Source organism: Streptomyces sp. NPDC004266 (genome assembly GCF_042874095.1).
GTDB lineage: Bacteria > Actinomycetota > Actinomycetes > Streptomycetales > Streptomycetaceae > Streptomyces.
Genome location: NZ_JBIAMM010000007.1, coordinates 307707 through 331036 on the forward strand (window position 1 = coordinate 307707; position 23330 = coordinate 331036).

The window sequence follows — 23330 nt, forward strand, 5'->3', positions numbered from 1 at the left end:
GTGCGGGCCGGGCCCGCGCGTGCGGCCTCTCGCTCCTCAGCCCTTCCACCGTCCCGGGGCCATGACGCCGGAAGGACGCGAACCCCTCGTCACCTGTCGCCCGCGAGGTCGAGATCGTCGCTGCGCGTCTCCCCGGTCGCGACCTCGACCCCCCGGGGGATGCGCCACGGGTACGTGATCGGGTGGGAGAGCGCCCGCCACCACGATTCCCCCGGCAGCTTGCCCGCGGGCTCGAACGGCTCGCCGGGGCGGGGGAACGCCACCGCCTGGCCGGCCTCCTCGGCCGCGTCCCGCGTCCACTCCCCCGGCTCCGCCCAGGGGTGCGGGGCGAGGTTGAACGTGCCCCAGTGGATCGGCAGGAGCACCCCGCCCGGAGCGCCGCCCTGGAGGTCCAGGTGGGCCCGCATGCCCTCGGCGGGGGTCATGTGGATGTCGGTCCAGAACTCGGAGTAGGCGCCGATCTGGATCATGGTGGCGTCGAAGGGGCCGTGGGCGGCGCCGATGTCCTTGAAACCGGAGAAGTAGCCGGTGTCCCCGCTGTGGAAGATCCGGTGGGCCGGACCCCGCACCACCCAGGAGGCCCAGAGCGTGTGCTGCTTGTTGCGCAGGCCGCGGCCGCAGAAGTGCCGGGCCGGGGTGGCCGTGAGCCGGAGCTCGCCGACCTCGGTGGACTCGTTCCAGTCCAGCTCGCGCAGGCGGGAGGCGGGCACGCCCCAGCGTTCGAGGTGCGCGCCGACGCCGAGCGGCACCGCGAAGAGCGTGTCCGTGGTGGCCAGGGCCTTGATCGTCGGCAGGTCGAGGTGGTCGTAGTGGTCGTGCGAGATCACGACGACGTCGACCGGGCCGAGCTCGGCGAGCGGCACGGGCACCGGGTGGAGCCGCTTGGGCCCGGCGAAGGGGAACGGGGAGCAGCGGTCGCCCCAGACCGGGTCGAAGAGGACCCGGTGGCCGTCGATCTCCGCGAGGACGCCGGAGTGCCCCATCCAGGTCAGGCGCAGGCCGGTGGCCGGAGGCCTGGCCAGGTCGGCGAGGGTGGTGGGGTGGACGGGGATCGCGCCGGTGGGGGCTCGGCGCGCACGCCCTTCCTTCTCGAAGTAGATCTTGGCGAACTCGACGCCGGAGCCGGAGGGGCCGCGCCGCGCCGGTTCGGGGTTCTGGAAGATCCCGTCGGCGAAGTTCGGCGAGCGGCGGATCCGGGCGAGACGCGCACCCGTGGGTTCCGCGCCGAAGGACTCGGGGCGCAGCTCGCGCAGCCGGGCCCGTGGCGAACGGTCGGAGCCGGTACCGGTCACAGGACCTCCTGATCTCTGGGGGTCGTTCCATTATGGGCGGCCCGCTCCGGAGGCGGCCGGGCCGGTCGGTCATACTGAACGACTATTCAGTACCATCCCGCCCTTCCCCGACCTGGAGACCCCCATGAACACCGCTCCCCTGCTGTCCGTCGGCTGGACCGACCACGTGACCGGCCGCCGGGGCCACCTGGTGGTCGACCGGCTGGTGCGCGGGGTGGCCAGCGGCGGCCTGCGGATGCGGGAGGGGTGCACGGCGGAGGAGGTCGCCGGGCTCGCCCGCGGCATGACCATGAAGGAGACCCTGCACTACGACCCGTCCGCCCGGTACGTGCCGCTGGGCGGCGCCAAGGGCGGCATCGACTGCGACCCGCGCGACCCCGAGGCGTACGGCGTGCTCGTGCGCTACCTGCGCGCGATGCGACCGTACGTCGAGCGCTTCTGGACCACCGGGGAGGACCTCGGGCTCACCCAGGACCTGGTGGACCGGGCGGTGGCCGAGGCCGGGCTCGTCTCCTCCGTGCAGGCCGTGTACCCGCTCCTGGAGGACGAGGCGGAGGCCCGGAAGCGGCTCGCCGACGCGTTCGCCGTCGAGGTGGACGGCATCGGGCTCGACGGACTGGTCGGCGGCCTCGGGGTCGCCGAGTCCGTGCTCGTCGCCCTCGACCGGGCCGGACGGCCGTACGCGGGGACCCGCGTGTCCGTGCAGGGGCTCGGCACGATGGGCGGCGCGACCGCCCGCTTCCTGGCCCGGGCCGGACTGCGCATCGTGGCCGTCGCCGACGTCCGGGGCACGATCGTGAACCCCGACGGCCTCGACGTCGAGGCGCTGCTCGCCGCCCGGGACGCCCACGGCGCCGTCGACCGCTCCGCGCTGCGGCCCGGCGACCGCGAGGAGCCCGGGGACGCCTGGCTCTCCGTCGACGCCGAGGTCCTCGTCCCCGCCGCCGTCTCGTACGCGATCGGCCCCGCCGACCAGGACCGGATCACCGCCCGCTGGATCGCCGAGGCTGCCAACATGCCGGTCCTCCCGGAAGCCGAGGAGGCGCTCGCCGCGCGCGGGGTGACCGTGCTGCCGGACGTGGTCGTGAACTCCTGCACCAACGCCTGGTGGTGGTGGACGCTCTTCGGCGACATCGAGGCCGACGCCGGTCAGGCCTTCGACCGGGTGCGGCGGGCCATGCGGACGCTCGTCGGCGGGATGCTCGACCGGGCGGAGGCGGACGGCACCAGTCCGCGCGCCGCCGCGCACGCGCTGGTGGAGGAGCGGCTGCCGGTGATCGCCGAGCGCTACGGCTGGTACTGAACCGGCCGCGCCCCGAACCGTGGACGATCATGCTCTTGTCACGCGCTGTGTAGGCTGCACGGCGTGGCGAGAGTGCGGTTGAGCGTGGCCGAGCGACGGGACGAACTGCTGAGGGCCGCCGTCGAGCAGATCGAGGCGCGCGGCGTCGCGGCCGTCCGGATCTCCGACGTCGCCGCCGCGCTCGGCGTCAGCAACGCGCTCGTGCTCTACCACTTCTCGTCGAAGGAACAGCTGGTCGCCGCGGCCTTCGCCCACGCCGCCGAGGCCGACCTCGCCCAGCTCCGGCGGCTGCTCGGACGGCGCTCCACGGCGGTGCGACGGCTGCGGGCCGCGGTGCGCTGGTACGCCCCGACCGGCCAGGCCAAGGGCTGGCGGCTGTGGATCGAGAGCTGGGCCGTCTCGCTCCGCGACCCGGAGCTGCGCCGGGTCGCCGCCTCCCTCGACCAGGAGTGGAAGGCGGCGCTGACCCGGGTGATCGAGGAGGGGGTCGCCGCCGGAGAGTTCCGCTGCGCGGACCCGGTGGCGGCGGCCTGGCGGCTCACCGCCTTCCTCGACGGCCTCGCCGTCCAGACGACGGCCTACGCCGGCTCCCTCTCGCGCACCACGATGCTCCGCTGGGCGGACACGGCCCTGGTCCGTGAACTGGACCTCCCGGCCCAGGACATGGCGGCCCCGGACGGGGATGCCGGGACCGAGGCCGGAGCCGGGGAGCAGGCCGGAGCCGGGGCCGAGGCCGGAGCCGGGAGGCAGGCCGGGACCGAGGCCGGAGCCGAGGCAGGGGCCGGGAGGCAGGCCGGGACCGAGGCAGGGGCCGGGGTACAGGTCGCGCCTGGGGGCCAGGCGTAGGCGGGGCCGGAGGCGGGGCGCAGGCCGGGGTGCAAGTCGCGGACGTAGGACGCGGTCGGGGCCCGGCGCGGGGCGCGGCCGGGCGGAGGCCCTGGCGGCCGGACGTCACGGGGCCGGGCCCGGGCAGGAGGCAGGGCCGTGGCCGGCTCCCCGCGGATCCGGCGCTCGGTGCCCCGGAGCCCCGCCCCGGCCGCCCTCCCCCTCAGATCAGCTCGTAGACCGCCGAGACCGTGACCTGCTCCTCGATCTCGCCCGGTGCCAGGGGAACGGTCGGTTCGTCCGCCGAGACCTCGGGGGCCGCGCCGGGGCCGGGCCGCACGGACTCGCCCTCGCTCAGCGAGACGAGCCGGCCGAGTCGGTGACCGCTGAGCCGGGCGTGCTGCACGGCCTTGTCGTACGCGTCCTGGTACGCGGCCTCGCGGGCCTTCGCGCGCAGCGCGGACGGGTCGGCGACGTCGAAGACGACGCCGTTGATCCGGCCCGCGTCCTTCTTGGCCTCGTTGACCGCGCCGATGACCTGGCCGGTCCTGTCGAGGTCGCGGACCTTCACGGAGAAGGACTGGCCCGCCTGATAGCCGGTCACCTTGCTGTCCCCGTCCTTGTTCTGGGTGTAGACCGGGACGAGCGAGAGGCTGTCGGTGCGGATGTCCCGGTCGGCGATCCCCTGTCTGTGCAGCACGTCGAGCACCGTCTCGGCGGCGGTGGTCTGTGCCGCCATCGCCTCCTTCGCCGTCGGGCGGGTGGCCTCGACCCCGACGGACAGGATCGCCAGGTCGGGCGCGGCGGACGCGCGGCCGTTGCCCGTGACGGTGACCGTGGCCGGGGTGGTCTCCCGGGCGGTGGTGCGGAGGGAGGGGCGGTCGGGCACGGCGGCCAGGGCGGGGGCCGCGGTGCCGGCGAGGAGGCCACCGAGCACGGCGGTGGCGGCGAGCAGACGGGCGGTGCGGACGGCGCTGGGCCGGCGGATCGTCACGGGCGGTCCCTTCGGGGGTGGATGCCGGGGCTCCGGCGGGCACATCCCAGCACCCGGCGCCGCCGCCTCCCGCGCGCCACTCCTGACCGGCGGCTCCCTTCACCTCTCCGCACCAACCGTGGCCTGGCCCCGGGCGTGCGCTCAGGTCTGGACGAGCGGCTCGTACTCCTCGGGGCGCAGGCCGAAGGTCCAGGCGACGCCCTCCCGCGCGGTCCGGGTCCTGGGAGGCACCCGCAGCCAGTACGTGCGGTGGGTGCCGTCCGGCTCGGGCGTGGAGTTGACGACCTCGACCATCACGACGTCCTCGTCGTCGGCGAGTTCGATCCGCCAGAGGACGCCCGTCCCGTCGCTGTGCTCGTGCCGGGCGCCGGAGGCGGCGAGGTAGCGGTCGTAGCCGTAGTACTCCAGCATCACGCGCCGCAGTTCGGCGTTCTCCTCCTCGCGTATCCGCTCGGGGGTGAGGTCGGTGAGACCGGCGAGGAACTCGGCGGAGACCCGCATGCCCCGCCAGGCGTGGAGGGCGAACCCGTCCCGGAAGGCGAGCGCGGGACCGTCGCCCCGGTCGAGGCGTCCGGCCTCGTCCCGGTGGAGTTCGACGGGCCGCTCGCAGAGCACGACGGCGTTCTCGTACGGCCACCACCAGCCGGCGTGCTCGGCGACGGCGGCGAGTCCCGCGAGGCGCTCCCCGTGTCCGTCGAAGGCGGCGAGCCAGGCGGCGTCGTGCTGGCCGAGCACCGCGTCGAGCAGCACGAGACGCACGTCGCCCGCCCCGGCCTTCTCCTCCGCCTCCTCGAAGGCCTCCGCCCGCTCGACGTCCTCCGCGGCCTCGCCGGCCTCCGCCTCCTCGAAGGCCTCCGTCGCCGCCGCGCGTATCCGGTCGACGAGGGCCCGCGTGAGGTCCCAGAGCGGCGCCCCGGTCGCCTGCCAGTGGGCCGCCCACCCGGCCGGGCCGAGCGCGTCGTGGAGGCGGCGGCGCTCCTCGGCCCACGGCCGGGTGCGCACCTCGTCCCGTACCGAACGGCCCTTGTCCGTCAGGCCCCCGAGGAGCGTGACGGCCGCGAGCGGCGAGTCCGCCCAGAGGATCCGTTCCGGCTGGGCGAGGCCGGCCGAACGATAGGCGAACCGAACGCCGGCCTCGGCGGCGGCGCGGTCGGCGGGTCCGGTGGCGGCGGCGACGGCCCGCCACCTGTCGACGGCGGTGGTGCCGGTGGTGGTGCCGGTGGTGGTGCCGGTGGTGCGGTTCATCTCGGTGTCCCCCATGTCCTTCCCTGCTTCTCCCGCGGACGTCAGTCAGCGACGATCCGGTACGCGCCGGGCACGTACTCCCGCTGCCGCACCACCCGGTACCAGCCCTTGGGGAGGGGTATCGGCGCGTGCTCCTCGTGCACCACCCGTCCGCCCTCCGGCAGTTCGAGCAGGAGCGGGCCGAGAGGGCCCGCCTCCCGCACGAGCCGGCCGGGGCCGGGGATCGCGTGGGCGTGTCCGGTGACCTCGCCGAGGGCGAGGACCAGGCGGCCCCGGCCGTCCCTCGGCTCCCCCGCCGCCTCCTTCACCCGCTCCGGAACGGCCGCCTCCGCGACGGGCGCGATCAGCACGTCTCCCTGCCGGTACATGGCTCTCCCCTCCCCGTCCGGCGCATGCGGCCGAACACGGGAACGACGCTAGAACCCGGCACTGACAATCGGCCGGGAGGCGACCCGGCGAGGGGCGTTGTCGGTGCCGCTTGGTAGAACTCTCTCCATCAGCCGACCCACTCGACCGTTGTCTGGAGCACCGTCATGACCGTTGGCACCCACCTGCAGGAATTCCACGGCCTGCCCGTGTTCGACTTCCCGGGCGTGGACGCGCAGGTCGAGCTGCCGGCGGCGGACTCGGTCGCCTGGCGGATCTCCGCCCCGACGTACTCGGACCCCGGTGACGAGCTGTGGGGGCCGCAGTTCGAGCGGTTCCTGAAGACGGTCGAGACGGGCCGGGTCCGCGCGCTGGTCGTCGGCGGCTGGGACGAGGCCTACGAGAACTCCTCCGCGGACATCGTCACCGCGCTGATCGGCGCCAACGACCGGCTGACGGCCCTGGAGGCGGTGTTCCTCGGCGACATGACCAGCGAGGACTGCGAGATCTCCTGGATCGTCCAGTCCGACGTGACGCCGCTCCTCGCCGCCTACCCGGCCCTCCGGGAGTTCGGCGTGCGCGGCGGTTCGGAGCTGGCCTTCCCGTCGGTCCGGCACACCGGTCTGGAGACCCTGGTCGTGGAGACCGGCGGCCTGGGCGCCGAGGTGGTGCGGGGGATCGTGGGCAGCGACCTGCCCGCCCTGGAGAACCTGGAACTCTGGCTCGGCACCGACGAGTACGGCGGTGACAGCACCCCCGAGGACCTGGCGCCGCTCCTCGCCGGCACGGCCTTCCCCGCCCTGCGCCGCCTGGGCCTGTGCGACAGCGTGATCCAGGACGCCGTGGCGGCCGCCGTCGCGGGCGCGCCCGTCGTCGCGCGCCTCGAGCGGCTCGACCTGTCCATGGGCGTGCTCACCGACGCGGGTGCGGCGGCCCTTCTCGACGGGCAGCCGCTGACCCATCTCGCCCACCTCGACCTCTCCCACCACTACCTGTCGGAGGCGATGTGCGAGCGGGTCCGCGCCGCGCTCGTCCCGTACGGCGTGACCGTCGACCTCGGTGACGCGCAGGTGGGCGAGGACGACGGCGACGGGGACGTCTGGCGCTACGTCGCGGTCGCCGAATGACCTCCGGCCCGCGCCTCGTGGTCGTCGGCGATCCGGCGGGCCGCCGCGTCGCGTTCTTCCAGGACGCGCTGCGGGCCGCCGGGCTGCCCGAGGCGCGGACGGTGTCCTGGCCGGAGGTGCTCCGGGGCCGGGCGCGGTTCGCCGACGGGGAGACCGTGCGCCTCGACTCGCCGGGCGAGGATCCGGAGGCCGACCGGCTGCTGCGCGGGGTCGACGATCCGGCCCGGGTCGAGGGCACCGGCCGCTGGTACGGACGGTTCACCGCCGCCGTGGCGGACCTCGCCCGCTCCGTCGCGGAGGCGGGCGCCGTCCTCGTCGACGATCCCGCCGAGCTCGCGGTCCTGTTCGACAAGAGGCTGGGCCACGGCCGGCTCCGGGCGGCCGGGGTCCCGGTGCCCGAGTCGCCGACCTCGGGTGCCGACGCCCCGGTGGTGCGCGGCTGGGCGGACGTCAGGGCGCTGACCGCCGGGGCGGGTCTGCGCCGGGTGTTCGTGAAGCTCGCGCACGGCTCCTCCGCCTCGGGGGTGCTCGCGGTGGAGACGAACGGCGCGGGCCGGGTCCAGGCCACCACCTCGGTGGAGCTCGGCGCCGACGGACGGCTCTTCAACTCCCTGCGGGTGCGGCGCTACACGGGCGAGCGCGAGGTCGCCTCGATCGTGGACGCCCTCGCCCCCGACGGTCTGCACGTCGAGCGCTGGCTGCCGAAGGCGACCCAGGACGGCCGGGCGGCCGATCTGCGGGTGGTGGTGGTCGACGGGCGGGCCACCCATGCCGTGCTCCGCACCAGCCGTTCCCCCATGACCAATCTGCACCTGGGCGGTGCCCGGGGCGATCTGGACGCCGCGCGGGCGGCGATCGCCGCGGCCGGTGGCCGGTGGGCGGACGCCCTCGCGGTCTGCGAGCGGGCCGCCGCCGTCTTCCCCGGCACCCGGTGCGTGGGGGTCGACCTGCTGCCCGCGACCGGCTGGCGCCGCTTCGCCGTGGGCGAGGTGAACGCCTTCGGTGATCTGCTCCCCGGTCTCACGGGCCTGCCCGGCAGCGGCGCCGAGGGGCTCGACACGTACGGTGCCCAGGTCGCGGCGCAGTTCGTCGGCCGCCGGGCACCCGACCGTCCCCACGACTCCTCCCGCACCACAGGAACGAGCACCACGTGAACCAGCCCGACATGAACGCGATCGTCGGCAGCCACGATCTGCTCCTGGTCACCCTCGACACCCTCCGGTACGACGTGGCCGCCGAGCTCGCGGCCGAGGGCCGCATCCCGAACCTGGCCCGTCACCTGCCCGGCGGCGTCTGGGAGCGACGGCACGCGCCCGGGAGCTTCACGTACGCCTCCCACCAGGCGATCTTCGCCGGGTTCCTGCCGACCCCCGCGGCCCAGGGCCCCCATCCGCGGCTGTTCGCGGCCCGCTTCGCGGGCAGCGAGTCGACGGCGGACGGCACCTGGGTCCACGACACCCCGGACTTCGTCTCCGCGCTGGCGGGCGAGGGCTACCGGACGGTGTGCGTCGGCGGGGTGGGCTTCTTCAACAAGCAGCCGCCCCTGGGCTCCGTGCTGCCCGGCCTGTTCCGGGAGAGCCACTGGGAGCCCTCCTTCGGCGTCGCCTCCCCGACCTCCTTCGAGTCCCAGGTCGCGTGCGCCGAGGAGGTCGTCGCCGGCCTCCCCCGCGAGGAGCGCCTCTTCCTCTTCGTCAACGTGTCGGCGCTGCACCAGCCCAACTGGTTCCATCTGCCGGGGGCGACCCGGGAGGCGGGCGACTCGCGGGAGACGCACGCGGCCGCCCTGGAGTACGTCGACCGGCACATCGGGCGGCTCTTCGCCGCGATGAGCAGCCGCCGTCCCTGTTTCGCGATCGTCTGCTCCGACCACGGCACCGCGTACGGGGAGGACGGCTTCACCGGGCACCGGCTCGGCCACGAGGTCGTGTGGACCGTGCCGTACGCGCAGTTCGTCCTGGCCGGCCCCGAAGGCGGGGTGGCGGCATGAGCGGCATCCCCCGTCCGTACCGGAGCTACGTCTACGCCTACCCGCACAAGACGGCGTACCGCGCGCTCCCCGAGCGCCCGGAGCTGGCCGCGCTCTGGGCCGGGGAGCCGAAGGACGCGCTCTCCCTGTACGCCCACATACCGTTCTGCGAGGTCCGCTGCGGCTTCTGCAACCTCTTCACCCGGATCGGCGCACCGGACGAGCTGACCACCCGTTACCTCGACGCCCTCGACCGCCAGGCCGCCGCCGTCCGCGAGGCCCTGGGGGACGCGTCGCCGGTGCGGTTCGCCACGGCCGCGTTCGGCGGCGGCACGCCCACCTTCCTCACCGCCGCCGAGCTGGAGCGGCTCTGCGACATCGCCGAGAAGCGGACGGGCGTGGACCTGCGGGCGGTGCCGCTCTCCGTGGAGACCTCGCCGGCGACCGCCACCGCCGACCGGCTCGCGCTGCTCGCGGACCGGGGCGCGACGCGGCTCAGCATCGGCGTGCAGAGCTTCGTGGAGGCCGAGGCGCGGGCGGCGGTCCGGCCGCAGCGCCGCGCGGACGTCGAGGCGGCGCTCGGCCGGATCCGGGACACGGGCGTGCCCGTGCTCAACATCGACCTGATCTACGGGATCGACGGGCAGACGGAGCGGTCCTGGCGGGTCTCGCTCGACGCGGCCCTGGCCTGGCGGCCCGAGGAGCTGTACCTCTACCCGCTGTACGTGCGCCCGCTCACCGGTCTCGGCCGGATCCAGGACCCGGCGGCCGCCGACCGGGAGTGGGACGAGGCGCGGCTGCGCCTGTACCGGTACGGCCGGGACCATCTCCTGGCGCACGGCTACGAGCAGGTGTCGATGCGGATGTTCCGCCGCGCGGACGCGGGCCCCGCCGGCCCGGACGACTACGCCTGCCAGACGGACGGCATGATCGGCCTGGGCTGCGGTGCCCGCTCGTACACCTCGGCCCTGCACTACTCCTTCGACTACGCCGTCGACATGCGGGAGATCCGCTCGATCATCGACGCGTACACGGAGACGGAGGACTTCTCCCGGGCGGAGGTGGGCCGGGCGGTGGACGGGGACGAGGCCCGCCGCCGGCATCTGCTCCAGTCGCTGCTCCAGGCCGAGGGCATGCCGGTCGCCGGGTACGAGGAGCGATTCGGTTCCTCGCCGTTCGAGGATTTCGGCCCGGAGCTCGCCCGGTTCGAGGAGTACGGCTGGATCGCGGACGCCCCGGCGGGGCTGCTGCGGCTGTCACCCGAGGGGCTCGCGCACTCCGACGGGCTCGGTCCCGAGCTCTTCTCCCCCGCCGTACGGGCCGCGATGGCCGCGTACGAGGCGAAGTAGGCGGCGGCCGTGGACCTCACCCTGCTCTATCGGGGCCCGCTCTCCTCCTGCGACTTCGACTGCCCGTACTGTCCCTTCGCCAAGCGCCGGGACAGCCGGGAGCAGTTGCGCGCGGACCGGGCGGCGCTCGAACGGTTCACCGGCTGGGCCGCCGCGCAGACCGGGGACCGGCTGCGGATCCTCTTCACTCCGTGGGGCGAGGGGCTCGTCCGCTCCTGGTACCGGCGGGCGCTGGTCGAGCTGTCCCGGCTGCCGCACGTGGAGCGGGTGGCGATCCAGACCAATCTGAGCTGCCGGACGGAGTGGCTGGCGGAGGCGGACCCGGAGAGCGTGGCCCTGTGGTGCACGTACCACCCGGGGCAGACTCCGTACGAGCGGTTCCTCGCGAAGTGCCACGAGCTGGCGGAGCGGGGGGTGCGGTACAGCGTCGGGGTGGTCGGGCTGCCCGAGCACCGGGAGCACGCCCGGCGGCTGCGGGACGCGCTGCCGCCGCACGTCTACCTCTGGGTGAACGCGGCCGAGGGGCACACGTACACCGACGCGGAGGCCGAGGGCTGGACGGAGCTCGACCCGCTCTTCCCGTACAGCCGGCATCCGCACCGCTCGGCGGGGCTGCCCTGTCGCACCGGGGAGTCGGTGGTCTCGGTGGACGGCGAGGGGACGGTGCGGCGCTGTCACTTCGTCAGGGCCGAGCTGGGGAACCTGTACGACGGTTCGTACCGTGCCGCGCTGCGTCCCCGCGCCTGCCCCCTCGCCGTCTGCGACTGCCACATCGGCTACGTCCACCTGGAGACGCTGCCGCTGTACGACGTGTTCGCCGGCGGGGTCCTGGAGCGGATCCCCGCCGCACCGCGCACTACAGGGGCATGAGGTCGGGGCGCTTCGCCTCGACGTGGTCGCCGGAGCTCTCGCCGCGCAGCCGGCGCCCGATCCAGGGCACCAGGTACTCCCGGGCCCAGTGGATGTCGTCGCGGCGCACTTCGAGCGTGCCGCGGGGCGGCTCCGGCGGCCAGGGCTGGTCCGGGTCGGCGGGCACGGGCAGGCCGAGGACCTGGGCGGCGCGCAGGGCGACGCGGGTGTGTCCCTCGGGCGAGAGGTGCAGCCGGTCGTCGTCCCAGGCGCGCCGGTCCTGGACGGACCTCAGCGACCACAGGTCGAGGACCGGGCAGCCGTAGCGGTCCGCGACGGCCCGGACGTGACCGTTGTAGGTGGCGATCTTGCCGCGCAGGTGCTTGAGGAGGATCACGTCGCGGGTGTCGAAGCCGGTGGTCACCATGACGGTGCCGACGGCGGAGGTCAGGTCGGCGACGGCGCGCTCGAAGCGCTCGGCCACGTCGTCCGGGTCCGTCCCGGGGCGGATGATGTCGTTGCCGCCCGCGCAGAAGGTCACCAGGTCGGGGGCGAGTTCCTTCGCCCGCGGGACCTGTTCCGCCACGATCTGGTCGAGGAGGCGCCCGCGTACGGCCAGGTTGGCGTAGCGGAAGGCGTCGTGCTCCGGCAGCTGGTCGGCGAGCAGGACCGCGAAGCGGTCCGCCCAGCCGACGTACGTCCCGTCGGGGCCGGGGTCGCCGACGCCCTCGGTGAAGCTGTCACCGATCGCCGCGTACGACCCGAATGCGTTCTTTTCTTTTGATCTCGAATCGTCTGCCACGGGAGCACATCTTTCCCTTTGGGATGTGACCTACGCGACCGTAAGGAGGGGTTGACGGCGGGTGACATATGCCACCGATAAAGATTCCGCCAAACCGGAATACGCCGGAGGCCCGGCACGTACGTGCCGGGCCCCGGTGCCGAAGCGGTGTCAGATGCTCACGCCGTGCTGGCGCAGGGCGGCCAGCGGGTCGATGTCGGAGCCGTACTCCGGCCCGGTGCGCATCTCGAAGTGCAGGTGCGGGCCGGTGACGTTGCCGGTCGCGCCGGACAGGCCGATCTGGTCGCCGCCGTTGACGGTCTGGCCGGCGGAGACGGAGATCGAGGAGAGGTGGGCGTACTGCGAGAAGGTGCCGTCGGCGTGCTGGATGACGACCTGGTTGCCGTACGCGCCGCCGTCGCCGGCGGAGTAGACGGTGCCGGGGCCGACCGCGTGGATCGGGGTGCCGGTGGAGGCGATGAAGTCGACACCGGTGTGGTAGCCGGAGGACCACATGGAGCCGGACTGGTGGTAGGGCGTCGACATGCCGGCACCGGCGATCGGGGCGACCCAGCCGGAGGAGGAGGGCGCACCGGCCGGCGAGGGCGCCGCGGAGGCCGGCGCCGGGGCGGTGGTCGCGGCGGCCGGGGCCGAGGAGCGCTCGCCGCCGCGGGAGGCGCGGGGGGCCGCGTCGCCGTTCTTGCCGGAGCTCCGCGCGCCCTGGTGGTCGGCCTTCGGCGCGGCGGCTGCGGCGGTGTTCTTCGCGCCGAGGGTGAGCTTCATGCCGGGCAGGATCAGCGAGGGGTTCTCGCCGATGACCCGGCGGTTGTCCTTGTACAGCTTCTGCCAGCCGCCCGCGAGGTGGTGCTCGGTGGCGATCTTCGAGAGGTAGTCGCCCCGGACGACGGAGTACGTCTTCGGCGCGGTCTTCGCGGTGGCGGGCGCGGCGGCCGCCACGTGGGCGACGGCCTGGGCGGGGGCGGCGGCCGGGGCGGCCTGCTCGGCGGCGTGGGCGCCGGTGGCTCCGAGGAGCGGGAGGGCGACGACGGCGCCCCCGGTGCCGGCGGCGGCGATGCCGCGGGTCAGACGGTTGGACTTGGTGCGGCGGTGCTTACCCTTCGCGGGCATGGCGAATTCCTCTCCGGCGCCTGCGAGGTGAGCTGTCGGGTTCGGACTGGAGATGTCCGGCCGCGTGTCCACGCGACTTCACCCCGAGCCGTCCTTCTTCGAGGGATCGGCGACTTACCTGGGTCCCCCGCTCCTGCCTCGTACGGGTGAGTGCGGATTCCGGTCGGTGGCAGGATTCGGCGGTCCGTCCGGATTGAGCGCGACGCTAGACGAGTGGGGTCGGCGTGAACAAGCCACGGTTTTCGAGCACTCCGGGATTCCTTGACATCCCGCCGGAATTCCGGTCACCCTCCGTGGATGACGGCCCTTCGATCCCCTTTTCCCGGGGGGTATTTGGAAAAGACGATCAGGCACGGTCCGTCACGGTTATGACGCTGCTCACGCACCGATCCCCATCTCCCCTGCAACCGGGGCGGGTTACATCGAACCCCTCAATACGGACAGATCGCCCATTCCCGTCCGAGGGGGTGCGTGCCGGGGTTCCCAGCCGGGATGATTGCCCCAGGAACCGATCAACAGAACAGGAGCAGCCGTGACGCAGCAGCTGCCGCAGGTCCCGCCCGCCGAAGCCGCCGAGCCCGAGCTGACGGAGGTCCGCAACTTCCGGGACGTGGGCGGCCTGCCGACGACGGACGGACGTGCCGTCCGCCCCGGCCGGCTCTTCCGCAGCGGTCACCTCGCCCACGCGACGGAGGACGACGCCGCCTTCCTCGCCTCGCTGGGCCTGCACACCGTCTTCGACTTCCGCAACGAGTCGGACCGGAAGGTCGAGGGAGCGGACGTCGACCTGCCCGGCGTCCGGAATGTGAACATACCCCTCAACGACCCGGCCGACGGCAAGGAGTTCTGGAAGCTGGTGCGCGACGGCGGGATCGCGCAGCTGCGGGAGGTCCTCGGCGACGGCAAGGCGGCCGCCCGCATGTCCGACTCGTACCGGAAGATGGTGGTCGAGCGGACCGTGGAGCACAGCCGGATCCTGCACTCCATGGCGGAGGAGAGCGTCCCGGCGCTCATGCACTGCGCGGCCGGCAAGGACCGGGCCGGGCTCGCCGTCGCGATCACCCTGCTCGCGGTCGGGGTCGAGCGGGAGGCCATCGAGGCCGACTACGTGAAGTCGAACGCCCCGCACCGCCGCTACAAGGTGCGCCGCAGCTCCACCTCCTCGGACGCGATGTCGCCCGAGGTGATGGAGCTGCTGAGCCCGCTCTTCGACGCGCGGGTGGAGTACCTGCGGGCCGCCTTCGAGACGATCGAGGCGACCTGGGGCTCGGTGGACGCCTACCTCGCGGAGGGCCTGAAGCTGGCCCCGGAGACCCGTGAGCGCCTGCGGGAGCGGCTGCTCACGGAGGCCTGAGGCCGCCTACTGGTTCTGCCCGCCCAGCATGAAGAGCAGATAGAGGAAGCCGGCGAAGAGGTGACCCGCGATCAGATAGGCGAAGAGGCGGAGCACGAGCCCCTTGGGGAACTTGCCTTCACCGCGCTCCTCGCCGGTGACCGGTACGGACTTCTCGGACATGTCTTTCCTTTCCTGGATATTCAGGACTCGGAAGGGTGGCGTGGGATCAGCGCCGGTGCGGGGTCCCGTCGCCGAGGCACAGCTCGGCGGCGGGGCTCTGCATCAGGGTGTGGACGAAGAGCAGCTCGGCCCCGCCGGACGTGGCGGCGCCGATCCGGTGCGGGGTCAGCGAGTCGAAGTGCGCGCTGTCCCCGGGGTCGAGCACGTGGACGGCCTCGCCGAGCGCGAGCCGGACCCGCCCCTCCAGGACGTGGATCCACTCCTCGCCGGGGTGGACGCGCACGATGTCGGCCCGGGTGGCGTACGGCACGTGGACCCGCAGGCACTGCAGGGCTCGCCCGGCGCCGCCCGCCTGGCGGTAGATCCAGCCGTCGGCCTCGACGGGTTCGGAGCGGCCGGCCCGGACGACGGGGTCGCGCTCGGGGGGCGCCTCGCCCAGGAGCTCGGAGACCGTCGTACCGTAGATACGGGACAGGGCCAGCAGCATCGGCAGCGAGGGCTGCCGGTTCCCCGTCTCCAGGCGCGAGAGGTGGGCGGGCGAGAGGCCGGCCCGCTGGGCGGCGGCCTCCAGGGTGAGCCCCCGGCGGCGGCGCAGGGCCCGCAGCTGCGGGGCGACGTCGGGCAGGACGTCGGGGGTGGCGGGGGCCGGGGAGGTCTCCCCGGGGACGTGGTCCATGCGTCCATTCCGCCAGGATCGTGCCTCTGAGGCAAATTTATTGCCTCAGAGGCAAAAGCGGCGTCGAGAACCGGTCAGCGCTGCGCGACCGCCTGCTTGACCAGCGTCTTCCCGAAGTCCCACATCAGCCCGCCGCCCCCGTGGGCGTCGTCCATGACCGCGGTGAAGGCGGTCACGAAGCGGTCCACGTCCGCCTCGTCGACCACCAGCGGCGGGATCAGCTTGATCACCTCCAGGTGGTCCCCGGAGACCTGGGTGAGGATCCGGTGCCGCTGGAGCAGCGGGACGACGACCATCTGGGCGAAGAGGCCCTTGCGGGCCGCCTGGAGCATCGTCCAGCGCCCGCGCAGCCCGAGCGAGGACGGCCGCCCGAACTCGATCCCGATCATCAGGCCGCGCCCGCGGATCTCGTGCAGCAGCTCGTACCGCGGCACGAGCTCCCTCAGACGGCCCGAGAGCAGGTCGCCGATCCGGCGGGCGTGCGCGACGGTGCCCTCCTCCTCCATGACCGAGAGGACGGCGAGCCCGGCGGCCATGGCCTGCGCGTTCGCCCCGAAGCTCGCCGAGTGGACCAGGACCCGGTCCATCGACGAGTAGACCTTCTTGAAGATCCAGTCCTTGCCGAGGGTGGCGCCGACCGGGACGTAGCCGCCGGAGAGCGCCTTGGCGACGCAGACCAGGTCCGGTTCGACCCCCTCCTCGTGCTGGTAGGCGTAGAAGTCGCCGGTCCGGCCGAGACCCGTCTGCACCTCGTCCGCGATGAGCAGCGCGCCGTGCCGGCGCAGCAGCTCCTGGGCGTCCCGGAGGAAGCCCGGCGGCGCCGCGTGGACGCCCTTGCCCTGGATGGGCTCCACGACGAAGGCGGCCACGTCGCCCCCGCGCAGCTCCCGCTCCAGGGCGTCGAGGTCGCCGAGGGCGATCGCGGTGTCCGGCAGGAGCGGGTCGAAGCCCTCCCGGAAGCCCTGCTCGCCGTTGACGGAGAGGGAGCCGGTGGTGAGCCCGTGGAAGGCGTGGTGGCAGTAGAGGACCCTCGGCCGCCCGGTGGCGTACCGGGCGAACTTGAGGGCGGTCTCCACGGCCTCGGTGCCGCTGTTGCCGAAGAAGACCCGGTCGAGGTGCGGGCTGTGGGTGAGCAGCTTCTCGGCGAGGAGGCCCGGCAGCGGCTGGCAGTCGAAGCGGGTGAGGTCGGCGAGCTGGGCGTCCAGGACGTCGTGGAGGGCCTTGCGGACGACGGGGTGGTGCCGTCCGAGGCCCATCACGCCGAAGCCGGCGAGCATGTCGAGGTGGTCGACGCCGTCGGCGTCCCAGAAGTGGGCGCCCTCGGCCCGCTCGTAGACCTTGTCGAAGCCGATGGTGTGGAGCATGCGCGGCAGCTGGGGGTTGAGGTACCTGGCGTGCAGCTCGTACCGCTCCGCGCCGCGCTCGGAGAGCAGCGCCCGCAGGTCGAACCCGCCGGTCATGACGTGCTGTTCCCGGAGACCGTCTCACGGATCGCGCGCAGGGACTCCTTGAGGGAGCCCATGGTGGCGAGGACGGCGGTGGGCTCGTAGCCGCAGTGCGCCATGCAGTTGGCGCAGCGCGGGTCCTTGCCGCGGCCGTACTTGTCCCAGTCGGTGTCCTCGACGAGTTCGCGGTACGTGGGGACGTATCCGTCGCTCATCAGATAGCAGGGGCGCTGCCAGCCGAAGAGCGAGTAGTTGGGAATGGCCCAGGCGGTGCAGGGGAAGTCCGCCTTTCCTTCCAGGAAGTCCAGGAAGAGCGGCGAGTGGTTGAGCCGCCAGCGGCGCCGGTTGCCGCCGGCGAAGGCCTTCTTGAAGAGTTCGCGGGTCTGCTCGACGCCGAGGAAGTGCTCCTGGTCGGGGGCCTTCTCGTAGGCGTAGGCGGGAGAGATCATCATTTCGTCGACCTGGAGGTCGTCGTTGAGGAAGTTGAGCACCTCGATGATGGTCTGCGGGGTGTCGGTGTTGAAGAAGGTCGAATTGGTGGTGACCCGGAAGCCGCGCCGCTTGGCCTCCTTGATGGCCGCCACCGCCTCGTCGAACACCCCCTCCTTGGCGACGGACTCGTCGTGGCGCTCACGGAGCCCGTCGATGTGGACGGCGAAGGCGAAGTACGGCGAGGGGGTGAACTTCTCCAGCTTCTTGCGCAGCAGCAGCGCGTTGGTGCAGAGGAAGACGTACTTGCGCCGGTCCACCAACTGGCGGACGATCTCGTCGATCTGAGGGTGCATCAGGGGCTCGCCGCCCGCGATGGACACCATGGGCGCGCCGGACTCCAGGACCGCGCCGACCGCCTGGGCGACCGGCATGCGCTGCTTGAGGACACCCGCCGGGTGCTGGATCTTTCCGCAGCCCTCGCACTTGAGGTTGCAGGCGTAGAGCGGCTCCAGCTCGACGATCAGCGGGAACTTGTCCCGCTTGCGGAGCTTCTGTTCGAAGAGGTAGGTCCCGACCCGGATGGACTGACGGAGCGGCATGGCCATAACTCGTTCACCTCCTGGGGAGCAGCAAAGAACGGTGCCATTCGAAGAACGCGGGAAGGACGGCACGAAGAACACGGAAAGCTGATATTCCCCCGCGTACCGTGCCGATCCGGACCAGTTCATGTTCCGGAGCGTCCACCACCACCCGGACGGCCGCAACCGGGCGGCCGTCCGGCCCCTCCCCGAGCCCTCCGGCGGCCCGGGCGGTACGGAGCGTGGCGGCCGACTCCATGTCGACGGCGATCGCGCCGCCGGCGGCCAGCGCGGCCCGCTCGGGGCCGCGCACCACATGGTCGGAGCCGATCAGCGGCCCGGTGTGGACGGCGCGCCCGGGCACCGCCTTGACCAGGGCCTTCACCAGGAGCTCGGTCCCGGTGCAGAGGGTCGTGCCGTCGGCGCCGCGGGTCTCGTCGGCGACGATCAGGTCCCCCGGGTGCATGCCCGGGGCGAGACCCGCGCAGAAGCCGGAGGCGATCACCGCGGCGTCCCGCCAGGACTCCTCGCCGAGCACCCCGGACACCGCCCGACGCGCCCGGTCCGGCCCCATGCCGGTGCGCAGCACGGTCACCGGGCCGGGTGCGCCGCCCCGCTCCCCGCTGCGCAGGGCGAACTGCTCGATGCCGAGCGCGCAGGCGATCAGCAGCGGAGGTCCGGCGCCCGGGCCGGGCGCGCGGCCCATCAGCCCGCCTTGCGCGGCGAGGGGTCCCCGTGCACGTAGCGCCCGAGCGCCGTGAGCGGGAACACCTGCCGGTAGAGGTGGTAGTTGATGGAGAAGTCCCAGGGGAAGCCGGTGCCGGTGAAGTACGGCTCGTCCCAGGAGCCGTCCTCCCGCTGGGTCTCGGCCAGCCAGGCGACGCCCCGGCGGACGGGCTCGGAGTCGCGCTCGCCGGCTGCCAGGAGGGCGATCAGCGCCCAGGCCGTCTGGGAGGCGGTGGAGGGGCCGCGCCCGACCCATTCCTCCTCCTTGTACGAGCGGAGGTCCTCGCCCCAGCCGCCGTCGTCGTTCTGCACGGTCGCGAGCCAGGCGACGGCCCGGCGGATCGCCGGGTGGGAGCCCGGCAGTCCGGCGGCGGCGAGCGCCGGGAGCACCGAGCCCGTGCCGTACACGTGGTTGACGCCCCAGCGGCCGAACCAGGCTCCGTTGGGCTCCTGTTCGGCGAGCAGCCACTCGATGCCCCGGCGGGCGCGCGGGTCCTCGGTCATCCCCTCGTACGCGAGCATCTCCACCACGTGGGCGGTGACGTCGGCGGAGGGCGGGTCGACGACCTCGCCGAAGTCGCAGAACGGCAGCCTGTTGGGGAAGGCGCTGGTGTTGTCGGCGTCGAAGGCTCCCCAGGCGCCGTTGCGCGACTGCATGCCGAGCGTCCAGCGGGCGCCGCGGGCGATGGCCGCCTCCACCCGGGCGGGGTCGGGGTGCTCGACCCGGCGCAGGGCGAGCAGGACCTCGGCGGTGTCGTCGATGTCGGGGTAGTTGTCGTTGTGGAACTCGAACGCCCAGCCGCCCGGCGGGAGTCCGGGGCGTCGCACCGCCCAGTCGCCGGTCCGGGTGATCTCCTCGTCGAGCATCCAGTCCGCGGCCTTCACGAGCGCCGGGTGGTCGGGGCGGAGTCCCGCGTCGGCGAGGGCGATGGTGGCGAGGCAGGTGTCCCAGACGGGCGACTGGCAGGCCTCGATCATCCGCGAGCCGTCCTCGTGCCAGACGGCGAACCGGTCGAGGGATTCCAGGCCGGCCCGCATGACCGGGTGCCGCAGGTCGTAGCCGAGGAGGTGGAGGGCGATGACCGAGTAGACGGCGGGCGGCTGGATGCCGCCCCAGCAGCCGTCGTTCTCCTGGCGCTCGACGATCCACCGGGCGGCGACGTTCATGGCCGTTCTCCGCAGCCCGCGCGGGGCGAAGCGGTGGTAGACGTGCAGCGCCCTGTCGAGCCGCTGGAAGATCCCGTCCCAGCCGGTGGCCGGGGCGAGCGGCCGGGGCGGGTTCGGCCGGGCGGGGTCGGTGTGGAGCTCGTCCAGGGGGAAGGGCGCGGGCCGGACCGGGCGCTTCGCGGAGACCACGGTGAGCGGCACGATCGTCTGCCGGGCCCAGCAGCCGAAGTCGTAGATGTTGAGCGGGAACCACTTCGGCAGGAAGAGCAGCTCCGGCGGCAGCTCGGGCAGGTCCTCCCAGCGCCACCAGCCGAAGAGGGCCAGCCAGATCCGGGTGAAGACCCGGGCGGCGGCGATCCCGCCCCGGGCGCGGACCCAGGCGGAGGCGCGGGCCATGTGCGGGGCCTCGGGCGGGTCTCCGGCGAGCCGCAGGGCCACATAGGCCTCGACGGTGGCGGAGAGCTCGCCGGGTCCGCCGTAGAAGGTGGCCCAGGCGCCGTCCTCGCCCTGCCGGCGGCGGATGTGGAGGGCGGCGGCGCGGGTGGTGTCGGGGTCGAGGATGCCCAGGAACTGGCGGAGGAGCAGGTCCTCGGCGTCCATGGTGACGTTGGTCTCCAGGTCGCCCTTCCACCAGCCGGCCGGGTCCTGCCGGGCGAGCAGGTGTTCGACGGCCCGTTCGACGGCCCGCGCGGCGGTGCCGTCGAGGCCGGACGCGGAGGCGTCGGCGTCGTTCGTCCTGCTGGCCGCGGCCGCCCGGGGGCCCACGGCCCCGGCGCTTCCGTCGGTCGTCGCTGTCATGGCTTCCCCTTCGTGCAGTCGGTTCCTTCTGCTCCTGCGGGTCTGCCGTCGGCCGGCGCCGGGTGGCACCGGCCGGCGACCGCGAACTCATATCAGGGTGATGGTGATCATCTCTTCCGTACGACCACGAAATCGGCCAGTGCGGTGAGCTGCGCCCGCACGCGGGCGGGCATGTCCACCTCGTTCAGGGCCTCGATCGCGACGGCGTGCTGACGGCGGGCCTCCTGGGAGGTCCACTCGCGTCCTCCGGCCTCCTCGATGAGGGCCGCGCGGGCGGCGAACTCCTCCTCGGAGAAGGTGTCGAAGTCGATGGACTTGGCGTCCGCGGCGAGCAGCTCGCCGAGCCGCTCGGAGGCCGGTCCGCCCGCGGCGAGGGCGGCGACGACCGGGAGGGACTTCTTGCGCTGGCGCAGGTCGCTCCAGGTCTGCTTGCCGGTGGCCTCCGGGTCGCCCCAGATGCCGAGCAGGTCGTCCACGGCCTGGAAGGCGAGGCCGAGGTGGTAGCCGTACTCCTCCAGCTTGTCGGCGGTGCGGTCGTCGGCCCCGCCGAGGACGGCGCCGATGGAGACCGCGCAGGCGAGCAGGGCGCCCGTCTTGTTGCCCTCCATCTCCAGGCACTCCTCGACGGTGACCCGCTCGCGGTGCTCGTAGGAGATGTCCTGGGCCTGGCCGTCGATGAGCTTGCGGCTGGCCGTGGTCAGCCGGCGGGTGGCGCGGCCGGCCTCGACGGTGCCGAGTTCGAGCAGGATCTCGTTGGCCAGCGCGAAGAGGGCGTCGCCGACGAGGATCGCCTGCGCGGGGCCGTGCACCTTCCACACCGTGTCGCGGTGGCGGCGCTGCTCGTCGCCGTCCATCAGGTCGTCGTGGAGCAGCGAGAAGTTGTGCACGAGCTCCACGGCGACGGCGCCGGGGACGCCGACCTCGGGCGCGGCGCCCGCGGCCTCGGCCGACAGCAGGGCGAGCGCCGGGCGGACGGCCTTGCCGCCGTCGCCGTCGGCGGGGTTGCCCTGCGCGTCGATCCAGCCGAAGTGGTAGGCGGCCACGGTGTCCATGGGCGACGCGAGGCGGTCGACGGCCGCCCGCAGTACGGGGGTGGACAGGGTCCGCCCCCGCTCCAGCAGTGCGGACACGTCCGCGGTGTCGACGGCCGGATGTTCCGGCGGCGCTGTCGGCACGGTCTCTCCTCTTGTTCCGGTACTCACACTCATACCGCCTCCTGCAGCGGATGGTCATGGCGGCGGCCGAGGGCGGAGAGCGCGGCGCCCGCGGCGCTGAATCCGCTGCGGACGGCACCCTCCATGGTCGCGGGCCAGCCGGTGGCGGTCCAGGCCCCGGCCAGGTACAACCCCGGGGCCCTGGTGCGGGCGCCGGGCCGGAGCCGGCCGACGCCCGGGGTGGGGGCGAACGTGGCCGTCCGCTCCCTGGTGACGAAGAAGTCGCGGATCCCGGCGCCGCGGGCGGCGGGCAGGAGCCGCTCCAGCTCGGGGAGGTACTTCGCGCGCAGGGCGGCGACGGGTTCGTCGATCTCGTCCCGGGCGGCGGACTGGGAGACGGCGAGGTACTGGCCCACCCGTCGCCCACCGCCACCCTTGTCCGAGGGCCCTTCGGGCCCGCCCCTCAGCAGCCCGGAGGAGTCGGTGCGGTCGAAGACCCACTGCACCGGGGAGCCGAGCGTGGTGAAGAAGGGCCGCTTCAGCACCTTGCGGTCGTAGACGACGTGCAGGTTGAGGATGGGGGCGGTGTCGATGTCGAGGAGCCGGTCGGGGTCGTCGAGGGCGCCTTCGGGGAGCAGGCCGTGGGTCTCCTGCTGCGGGACGGCGAGGACGACGGCGTCGGCCTCGATCCGCTCCCCCGGCACGTCGACGGTCCAACGTCCGTCTTCGGTGCGGGAGATCCGCTCGGCCTTGGTGCGGAGCAGGGTGCGGACGCCGAGGGCGTCGAGCTCCTTCGCGGCCCGGGTGTCGTGGAGTTCGCCGAGCGGGACGTGGGCCCAGCCGATGTCGGCGGCGCCGGGCTCGGAGAGGAGCCCGGTCTTGAAGACCATCGCGGCGAGCCCCATGGAGGCCTGCGGGGCGGGGGCGTTGAGGGTGGGGATGCCGACGAGGTCCCAGAGGGCCTCGACGGCCCGCGGGGACTGTCCGTGCCGGCCGAGCCAGGTGGCGAAGTCGATGCCGTCGAGCGCCGGGTCGGCGGGGTCGAGCTTCTTCAGGGCGAGCGCGGCCCGGCCGACGGAGGCGCGCTCGGCGAGGGAGAGGTGCGGGTACGTGGCGAGGCTGCGCGCGAGGTGCAGCGGTACGGGGAGGTCGTCGCGGCGGATCCGGCCGAGCCGGGGGCCGCGGGGGTGCCCGACGTCGAGGACGGGGACGTCGAGGCGGTCCTGGAGGGGCGCGAGCCGGGCGCCGTCGACCCGGTCGAGGAACCAGCGGTAGGCGGTGCAGCAGCGCAGGTAGACGTGCTGGCCGTTGTCCACGGTCAGGTCGCCCCGGCGGAAGGAGAAGGCGAGGCCGCCGAGCCGGGGCCGGCCTTCGAGCAGCGTGACGTGGACGCCGCCCTCGGCGAGCCGGAGCGCGGTGGTGACGCCGGCGAGCCCACCGCCGACGACGACGGCGCGGGGCCGTGCCCCTCCGCCGGTGCCGGGGCCGGGGCCCGTCCCCCGGCCGCCGCGGGTGACCGCCCCGCCGTCGGCGGGCGCGCCCGGCGGGATGGTCCGCTCGGTTTCCTCGTGGTTCACGCCGCCTCCGTTCGGGTCGTCGTCGCGGTCGGTTTC

At 73.8% G+C, this 23330-nt stretch carries 22 protein-coding genes and 1 riboswitch; of the genes, 8 read left to right on the plus strand and 14 right to left on the minus strand.

Translation table 11 applies throughout. The features are described 5' to 3' along the window. Positions 1-89: 89 nt before the first annotated feature. A complete protein-coding gene (locus ACFYUZ_RS19440; RefSeq protein ID WP_389310781.1) occupies positions 90-1292 on the minus strand; it encodes an MBL fold metallo-hydrolase in 1203 nt (400 codons plus the stop codon). A 124-nt stretch (positions 1293-1416) separates the two neighbouring features. On the opposite strand from ACFYUZ_RS19440, the gene ACFYUZ_RS19445 reads away from it, so the two are divergent. Further along, entirely contained in the window at positions 1417-2595 is a 1179-nt protein-coding gene (locus tag ACFYUZ_RS19445) for a Glu/Leu/Phe/Val dehydrogenase dimerization domain-containing protein (RefSeq protein ID WP_389310783.1), read from the plus strand. Positions 2596-2658: 63 nt separating this feature from the next. After that, complete coding sequence (locus ACFYUZ_RS19450) at positions 2659-3441, plus strand: TetR/AcrR family transcriptional regulator (RefSeq protein WP_389310785.1); 783 nt, start codon at positions 2659-2661, stop codon at positions 3439-3441. A 202-nt stretch (positions 3442-3643) separates the two neighbouring features. Here ACFYUZ_RS19450 and ACFYUZ_RS19455 read toward each other — a convergent pair whose 3' ends face one another. The 3 genes from ACFYUZ_RS19455 to ACFYUZ_RS19465 form a co-directional block, all read right to left on the minus strand. Then, complete coding sequence (locus tag ACFYUZ_RS19455; protein WP_389310787.1) at positions 3644-4414, minus strand: SIMPL domain-containing protein; 771 nt, start codon at positions 4412-4414, stop codon at positions 3644-3646. Between the two features lie 141 nt (positions 4415-4555). Beyond that, positions 4556-5659: a DUF6745 domain-containing protein gene (locus ACFYUZ_RS19460; RefSeq protein ID WP_389311011.1), complete on the minus strand. Its 1104-nt coding sequence runs from the start codon at positions 5657-5659 to the stop codon at positions 4556-4558. A gap of 41 nt (positions 5660-5700) precedes the next feature. Then, positions 5701-6027, minus strand: coding sequence for a hypothetical protein (locus ACFYUZ_RS19465; RefSeq protein ID WP_389310789.1), 327 nt, complete (start codon positions 6025-6027; stop codon positions 5701-5703). 165 nt (positions 6028-6192) lie between these two features. Between ACFYUZ_RS19465 and ACFYUZ_RS19470 the strand changes: the two genes are divergently transcribed. From ACFYUZ_RS19470 to ACFYUZ_RS19490, 5 genes are read left to right on the plus strand one after another with little or no spacing between them, the layout of a single operon-like run. Then, entirely contained in the window at positions 6193-7152 is a 960-nt protein-coding gene (locus tag ACFYUZ_RS19470) for an STM4015 family protein (RefSeq protein WP_389310791.1), read from the plus strand. Continuing rightward, positions 7149-8306, plus strand: a complete 1158-nt coding sequence (locus ACFYUZ_RS19475) for an STM4014 family protein (protein ID WP_389310793.1) — start codon at positions 7149-7151, stop codon at positions 8304-8306. Before ACFYUZ_RS19470 ends, ACFYUZ_RS19475 begins: the two co-directional genes overlap by 4 nt. An 11-nt stretch (positions 8307-8317) precedes the next feature. Further along, a complete protein-coding gene (locus ACFYUZ_RS19480; protein WP_389311013.1) occupies positions 8318-9139 on the plus strand; it encodes an STM4013/SEN3800 family hydrolase in 822 nt (273 codons plus the stop codon). Next, entirely contained in the window at positions 9136-10467 is a 1332-nt protein-coding gene (locus ACFYUZ_RS19485) for an STM4012 family radical SAM protein (RefSeq protein WP_389310795.1), read from the plus strand. Before ACFYUZ_RS19480 ends, ACFYUZ_RS19485 begins: the two co-directional genes overlap by 4 nt. Before the next feature lie 9 nt (positions 10468-10476). Beyond that, on the plus strand, positions 10477-11337 hold the full coding sequence (locus ACFYUZ_RS19490) for an STM4011 family radical SAM protein (protein WP_389310797.1): 861 nt from the start codon (positions 10477-10479) through the stop codon (positions 11335-11337). Here ACFYUZ_RS19490 and ACFYUZ_RS19495 read toward each other — a convergent pair. Together ACFYUZ_RS19495 and ACFYUZ_RS19500 are read right to left on the minus strand one after the other, a co-directional pair. After that, on the minus strand, positions 11324-12118 hold the full coding sequence (locus tag ACFYUZ_RS19495; protein ID WP_389310799.1) for an SGNH/GDSL hydrolase family protein: 795 nt from the start codon (positions 12116-12118) through the stop codon (positions 11324-11326). The genes ACFYUZ_RS19490 and ACFYUZ_RS19495 overlap by 14 nt on opposite strands. Positions 12119-12268: 150 nt before the next feature. Then, positions 12269-13225: a peptidoglycan DD-metalloendopeptidase family protein gene (locus ACFYUZ_RS19500; RefSeq protein ID WP_389310801.1), complete on the minus strand. Its 957-nt coding sequence runs from the start codon at positions 13223-13225 to the stop codon at positions 12269-12271. A gap of 4 nt (positions 13226-13229) precedes the next feature. After that, positions 13230-13417: riboswitch (cyclic di-AMP (ydaO/yuaA leader) on the minus strand. A 340-nt stretch (positions 13418-13757) separates the two neighbouring features. On the opposite strand from ACFYUZ_RS19500, the gene ACFYUZ_RS19505 reads away from it, so the two are divergent. After that, complete coding sequence (locus ACFYUZ_RS19505; protein ID WP_389310803.1) at positions 13758-14579, plus strand: tyrosine-protein phosphatase; 822 nt, start codon at positions 13758-13760, stop codon at positions 14577-14579. A gap of 6 nt (positions 14580-14585) precedes the next feature. On the opposite strand, the gene ACFYUZ_RS19510 is transcribed toward ACFYUZ_RS19505, so the two are convergent. From ACFYUZ_RS19510 to hpnE, 8 genes are all read right to left on the minus strand, one after another. After that, the gene (locus ACFYUZ_RS19510; protein WP_189803391.1) at positions 14586-14741 is read right to left on the minus strand and encodes a DUF6126 family protein; all 156 of its coding nucleotides are present in this window, start codon (positions 14739-14741) and stop codon (positions 14586-14588) included. 46 nt (positions 14742-14787) lie between these two features. Then, on the minus strand, positions 14788-15417 hold the full coding sequence (locus ACFYUZ_RS19515; RefSeq protein ID WP_389310805.1) for a helix-turn-helix domain-containing protein: 630 nt from the start codon (positions 15415-15417) through the stop codon (positions 14788-14790). 74 nt (positions 15418-15491) lie between these two features. After that, complete coding sequence (locus ACFYUZ_RS19520; protein WP_389310807.1) at positions 15492-16877, minus strand: aspartate aminotransferase family protein; 1386 nt, start codon at positions 16875-16877, stop codon at positions 15492-15494. Beyond that, positions 16874-17899 (minus strand): adenosyl-hopene transferase HpnH, encoded by a 1026-nt coding sequence (hpnH, locus tag ACFYUZ_RS19525; RefSeq protein ID WP_389310809.1) that lies wholly within the window; start codon positions 17897-17899, stop codon positions 16874-16876. Before hpnH ends, ACFYUZ_RS19520 begins: the two co-directional genes overlap by 4 nt. Before the next feature lie 7 nt (positions 17900-17906). Continuing rightward, entirely contained in the window at positions 17907-18578 is a 672-nt protein-coding gene (locus tag ACFYUZ_RS19530; RefSeq protein ID WP_389310811.1) for a 1-hydroxy-2-methyl-2-butenyl 4-diphosphate reductase, read from the minus strand. After that, on the minus strand, positions 18578-20563 hold the full coding sequence (shc, locus tag ACFYUZ_RS19535; RefSeq protein ID WP_389310813.1) for a squalene--hopene cyclase: 1986 nt from the start codon (positions 20561-20563) through the stop codon (positions 18578-18580). Before shc ends, ACFYUZ_RS19530 begins: the two co-directional genes overlap by 1 nt. A gap of 107 nt (positions 20564-20670) precedes the next feature. Further along, positions 20671-21771: a polyprenyl synthetase family protein gene (locus ACFYUZ_RS19540; RefSeq protein WP_389310815.1), complete on the minus strand. Its 1101-nt coding sequence runs from the start codon at positions 21769-21771 to the stop codon at positions 20671-20673. Then, on the minus strand, positions 21768-23294 hold the full coding sequence (gene hpnE / locus ACFYUZ_RS19545; protein WP_389310817.1) for a hydroxysqualene dehydroxylase HpnE: 1527 nt from the start codon (positions 23292-23294) through the stop codon (positions 21768-21770). The genes ACFYUZ_RS19540 and hpnE overlap by 4 nt, the downstream gene beginning before the upstream one ends. Positions 23295-23330 lie beyond the last annotated feature (36 nt).

Bases quoted from the DNA above. Each gene is read 5' to 3' on its own strand.
- ACFYUZ_RS19445 (WP_389310783.1), top strand. From the start codon at position 1,417: ATGAACACCGCTCCCCTGCTGTCCGTCGGCTGGACCGACCACGTGACC.
- ACFYUZ_RS19460 (WP_389311011.1), bottom strand. From the start codon at position 5,659: ATGAACCGCACCACCGGCACCACCACCGGCACCACCACCGGCACCACC.
- ACFYUZ_RS19465 (WP_389310789.1), bottom strand. From the start codon at position 6,027: ATGTACCGGCAGGGAGACGTGCTGATCGCGCCCGTCGCGGAGGCGGCC.
- ACFYUZ_RS19470 (WP_389310791.1), top strand. From the start codon at position 6,193: ATGACCGTTGGCACCCACCTGCAGGAATTCCACGGCCTGCCCGTGTTC.
- ACFYUZ_RS19475 (WP_389310793.1), top strand. From the start codon at position 7,149: ATGACCTCCGGCCCGCGCCTCGTGGTCGTCGGCGATCCGGCGGGCCGC.
- ACFYUZ_RS19480 (WP_389311013.1), top strand. From the start codon at position 8,318: ATGAACGCGATCGTCGGCAGCCACGATCTGCTCCTGGTCACCCTCGAC.
- ACFYUZ_RS19485 (WP_389310795.1), top strand. From the start codon at position 9,136: ATGAGCGGCATCCCCCGTCCGTACCGGAGCTACGTCTACGCCTACCCG.
- ACFYUZ_RS19500 (WP_389310801.1), bottom strand. From the start codon at position 13,225: ATGCCCGCGAAGGGTAAGCACCGCCGCACCAAGTCCAACCGTCTGACC.
- ACFYUZ_RS19510 (WP_189803391.1), bottom strand. From the start codon at position 14,741: ATGTCCGAGAAGTCCGTACCGGTCACCGGCGAGGAGCGCGGTGAAGGC.
- ACFYUZ_RS19515 (WP_389310805.1), bottom strand. From the start codon at position 15,417: ATGGACCACGTCCCCGGGGAGACCTCCCCGGCCCCCGCCACCCCCGAC.
- ACFYUZ_RS19520 (WP_389310807.1), bottom strand. From the start codon at position 16,877: ATGACCGGCGGGTTCGACCTGCGGGCGCTGCTCTCCGAGCGCGGCGCG.
- hpnH (WP_389310809.1), bottom strand. From the start codon at position 17,899: ATGGCCATGCCGCTCCGTCAGTCCATCCGGGTCGGGACCTACCTCTTC.
- ACFYUZ_RS19530 (WP_389310811.1), bottom strand. From the start codon at position 18,578: ATGGGCCGCGCGCCCGGCCCGGGCGCCGGACCTCCGCTGCTGATCGCC.
- shc (WP_389310813.1), bottom strand. From the start codon at position 20,563: ATGACAGCGACGACCGACGGAAGCGCCGGGGCCGTGGGCCCCCGGGCG.
- ACFYUZ_RS19540 (WP_389310815.1), bottom strand. From the start codon at position 21,771: ATGAGTGTGAGTACCGGAACAAGAGGAGAGACCGTGCCGACAGCGCCG.